Origin of the sequence: Pseudomonas sp. 2VD (assembly GCF_005503585.1) — a bacterium.
GTDB lineage: Bacteria > Pseudomonadota > Gammaproteobacteria > Pseudomonadales > Pseudomonadaceae > Pseudomonas > Pseudomonas aeruginosa.
Window position 1 is genome coordinate 1 of record NZ_SCND01000484.1, and the last position, 3,746, is coordinate 3,746.

The following is a 3,746-nucleotide window of genomic DNA, read 5'->3' on the forward strand; positions in this document are numbered from 1 at the left end:
GCGCATCGAGCGGCGCCTCGGGCCCGCCCTGGAAACCCTGCGTGCGTTGCTCGACGAAGGTCTGGCCGGGCAATTCGACCTGGCCTTCATCGACGCCGACAAGGCCAACTACCCCGAATACCTGGAGGCCGCGCTGGCGCTGGTGCGCCAGGGTGGGCTGGTGCTTTTCGACAACGTGCTGTGGAGCGGCCGGGTGCTCGAAGCGCAGCCGAAGAGTGCGGATACCCGCGGCATCCAGCAGCTCAACCTGGCGCTGAAGAACGACGCGCGGGTGGACTACTCGCTGCTGCCGATCGGCGACGGGCTGAGCGTCTGCCGCAAGCGCTGAGCGAGGCTCAGCGTACGCCCCACGGCGGGCTGCCCAGGGCCTGCTGGAGAAACTGGACGAACAGCTTCACCTTCGGCGAGAGGGTCGCCGCTCGCGAATACATGGCGTAGATCAGGTCGTCCAGCGGCCGCTCCTGGGGCAGGGCCTCGACCAGCCGGCCGGCGGCCAGGTCTTCGGCGGCGATGAACAGCGGCAGCATCGCCAGGCCCAGGCCGCGTACCGCGGCGTCGCGCATGGTCTGGCCGTTGTTGGTGTTGAAGCGTCCGCGCGGGGTGATCATCCGCGCCGGCTCGCCGGCCACCCGCGGCTCGAAGCTCCATAGCTGCGACGGGGTGTTGTGGCTGTAGCCGATGCAGGGATGGCAGAGAATGTCTTCGATGCGTTGCAGCGGGCCATGCCGTTCCAGGTATTCCGGGCTGCAACACACTACCCGGCGGCTGGTGCCCAGTTGGCGGGCGATCAGCGAGCTGTCCTGCAGGCGGGTGATGCGGATCGCCAGGTCATAGCCTTCCTTCTCGAAGTCGACGATCCGGTCGTCCAGTTGCAGGACCACTTCCAGGCGCGGGTTGCGCGCCATGAATTCCATCACCAGCGGCCCCAGCCAGAGCGTGCCGAAGCTCATCGGCGCCATCACCCGCAATTCCCCGCACAGGTCGTTCTCGCGCAGGGCCACGCTTTCCGCGGCGTTGTTCAGGTCCTGCAGCGAGGCCTTGGCCGACTTGTAGAAGAAGCCGCCGGCCTCGGTCGGCTCGACGTTGCGCGTCGAGCGGTAGAGCAGGCGCACGCCGAGGTGGCGCTCCAGGTCGCTGACGCGTTTGCTGATCACGGACTTGGACAGGCTCATGCGTTCGGCGGCGGCGCTGATGCTGCCCAGCTCGACCACGTTGAGGAAGGCCTGTATGTCTTCAAGGCGCAGGCTCATGGCGAATCTCGAAACAATCGGGAGGCAGACTGTCGCATGCGGGAGAACTCCTGGTAAGGGGACGCGCGCGTCGAACGTGCAGGAACGGCAATGGCAGGGCAAGCGTAGCGCGCCCGGGGAATGGCATTGTTCTGGTATCGAGAACACCGTTTTCGCATTTTGCCGGGCGGTAAATCGCTGTCGCTGTCACTACTCTTGATGGGCGGCGTGCGCTCCCGAGACCGCCCATGCATGCCTCCCAGGAGGCGCTTCGTTTCACACCGCGCGGCGACGGACGCCGCCCGAGACCGGAGAAACACCATGTCCTTCACCTACAAGCGACTCGACAAGAACGATGCGGCGGTGCTGTTCGTCGACCACCAGGCAGGCCTGCTCTCCCTGGTCCGCGATTTCAGCCCGGACGAGTTCAAGAACAACGTCCTGGCATTGGCCGACATCGCCAGGTTCTTCAACCTGCCGACCATCCTCACCACCAGCTTCGAGGACGGCCCCAACGGCCCGCTGGTGCCGGAACTCAAGGAAATGTTCCCGCAGGCCCCGTACATCGCCCGCCCCGGCAACATCAACGCCTGGGACAACGAGGACTTCGTCAAGGCGGTCAAGGCCACCGGCAAGAAGCAACTGATCATCGCCGGCGTGGTGACCGATGTCTGCGTAGCCTTCCCGACCCTCTCGGCGCTGGAGGAAGGGTTTGACGTATTCGTCGTCACCGACGCCTCCGGCACCTTCAACCCGGTGGTGCGCGACGCCGCCTGGGCGCGCATGACCGCCGCCGGCGCGCAACTGATGAACTGGTTCAGCGTCGGCTGCGAACTGCACCGCGACTGGCGCAACGACATCGAAGGCTTCGGTGCCATCCTCGGCGGCCACCTGCCGGCGTACGCCAACCTGATCCAGAGCTTCGGCACGAAGAAGTAAGCCGGCTTCGCCGCTGTCCCGGACACAAGGCACTCCGACCATCGGGTGCCTTGTGTCGTTTTCCGTCCAGGTGTTTTCATCGGAACGCCGCTTCGCCGGAACCCGAGGTTCCGGCACGCCCCCCATGCACAGGAGAAACCCCATGGCTACCCAGGTCGTCAACGCTTCCCTCGGCACCACCCCTTACCGCGTGACCCTCGGCGACGACAGCCACCAGTGGCTGAGCGACGTGCCGGCCGCCCTCGGCGGCGGCGACAGCGGTCCCTCGCCGCACGAGATCCTGCTCTCGGCGCTGGGCGCCTGCACGGCGATCACCGTGGCGATGTACGCGCAGCGCAAGGAGTGGCCGCTGGAAGGCATCGACGTGCAACTGGACATCGTCGAGGAACGCACCAAGCCGGAGCCTTTCACCCATATCCGCCGCGACATCCGCCTGGCCGGCGATCTCGACGCCGAGCAACGCCAGCGTCTGCTGGAGATCGCCAATGCCTGCCCGATCCATCGTGTACTCTCCGGAGAGGTCAGCGTCAGCAGCCAACTGCGCGACTGAACCCCGCACACACATCGAGGAGCACGGCATGAGCGACGACATCAAGGTATTGGGCATTTCCGGCAGCCTGCGCAGCGGCTCCTACAACAGCGCGGCGCTGCAGGAGGCGATCGGTCTGGTTCCGCCGGGCATGAGCATCGAATTGGCGGACATCTCCGGCATCCCGCTGTACAACGAGGACGTCTACGCCCTCGGCTTCCCGCCCGCGGTGGAACGCTTCCGCGAGCAGATCCGCGCGGCGGACGCGCTGCTGTTCGCCACCCCGGAATACAACTATTCGATGGCCGGGGTGCTGAAGAATGCCATCGACTGGGCCTCGCGGCCGCCGGAGCAGCCGTTCTCCGGCAAGCCGGCGGCGATCCTCGGCGCCAGCGCCGGGCGTTTCGGCACCGCGCGGGCGCAGTATCACCTGCGCCAGACGCTGGTGTTCCTCGACGTTCATCCGCTGAACAAGCCGGAAGTGATGATCTCCAGCGCGCAGAACGCCTTCGACGCCCAGGGCCGGTTGCTCGACGACAAGGCGCGCGAGCTGATCCAGCAGCAGTTGCAGGCCCTGCAGCTATGGGTGCGCCGCCTGCGCGGTTGAATGCCTCGTCACCGGAGAGCCTGAACATGAGCAATACCGAAGAGCGCTGCGACCTGTCCTCCTCGCGGGACTGTCCGGAGCGCCGCGAACACCTGCTGCAACGAGTCACCGCGCGTGCCGCGGAAATCGGCGGCGGGATCACCGTCAGTCGGCTGATGCCGTCGCGCCAGCGGCGGATGATCGGTGCCTGGTGCTTCCTCGACCATGCCGGTCCCGCCGAATTCGAACCCGGCGGCGGCCTGGCCGTGGGCCCGCACCCGCACATCGGCCTGCAGACCTTCACCTGGATGATCCAGGGCGAGGCGTTGCACCGCGACAGCCTGGGCAACGTCCAGGTGATCCGTCCGGGCCAGGTCAACCTGATGACCGCCGGCCATGGCATCGCCCACACCGAGGAGTCGCTGCCCGACGAGCGCCACGCCCACGCCGCGCAGTTGTGGAT

5 protein-coding genes and 1 pseudogene are annotated in these 3,746 nt (G+C 66.7%); 5 read left to right on the forward strand and 1 reads right to left on the reverse strand.

Annotated elements, in window-relative coordinates:
* Nucleotides 1-328: pseudogene (locus FFS27_RS30170) on the forward strand (class I SAM-dependent methyltransferase); the annotation flags it as partial.
* A gap of 7 nt (nucleotides 329-335) precedes the next feature.
* Here FFS27_RS30170 and FFS27_RS30175 read toward each other — a convergent pair.
* On the reverse strand, nucleotides 336-1,250 hold the full coding sequence (locus FFS27_RS30175; protein WP_003082475.1) for a LysR family transcriptional regulator: 915 nt from the start codon (nucleotides 1,248-1,250) through the stop codon (nucleotides 336-338).
* Between the two features lie 300 nt (nucleotides 1,251-1,550).
* On the opposite strand from FFS27_RS30175, the gene ycaC reads away from it, so the two are divergent.
* The 4 genes from ycaC to FFS27_RS30195 all read left to right on the forward strand — a co-directional run.
* Entirely contained in the window at nucleotides 1,551-2,168 is a 618-nt protein-coding gene (ycaC, locus tag FFS27_RS30180) for an isochorismate family cysteine hydrolase YcaC (protein WP_003082476.1), read from the forward strand.
* A gap of 142 nt (nucleotides 2,169-2,310) precedes the next feature.
* Nucleotides 2,311-2,718 carry an OsmC family protein gene (locus tag FFS27_RS30185; RefSeq protein ID WP_003123126.1) on the forward strand — a complete coding sequence of 136 codons (408 nt, stop codon included), beginning with the start codon at nucleotides 2,311-2,313 and terminating at the stop codon, nucleotides 2,716-2,718.
* 28 nt (nucleotides 2,719-2,746) lie between these two features.
* Nucleotides 2,747-3,304, forward strand: a complete 558-nt coding sequence (locus FFS27_RS30190) for an NAD(P)H-dependent FMN reductase (RefSeq protein ID WP_003082483.1) — start codon at nucleotides 2,747-2,749, stop codon at nucleotides 3,302-3,304.
* Nucleotides 3,305-3,330: 26 nt separating this feature from the next.
* The coding region (locus tag FFS27_RS30195) for a pirin family protein (RefSeq protein ID WP_137952427.1) at nucleotides 3,331-3,746 on the forward strand (416 nt) is incomplete at its 3' end.

What these genes read in the sequence shown, in the direction of transcription:
- FFS27_RS30175 (WP_003082475.1), bottom strand. Translation starts at nt 1,250, where the DNA reads ATGAGCCTGCGCCTTGAAGACATACAGGCCTTCCTCAACGTGGTCGAG.
- ycaC (WP_003082476.1), top strand. Translation starts at nt 1,551, where the DNA reads ATGTCCTTCACCTACAAGCGACTCGACAAGAACGATGCGGCGGTGCTG.
- FFS27_RS30185 (WP_003123126.1), top strand. Translation starts at nt 2,311, where the DNA reads ATGGCTACCCAGGTCGTCAACGCTTCCCTCGGCACCACCCCTTACCGC.
- FFS27_RS30190 (WP_003082483.1), top strand. Translation starts at nt 2,747, where the DNA reads ATGAGCGACGACATCAAGGTATTGGGCATTTCCGGCAGCCTGCGCAGC.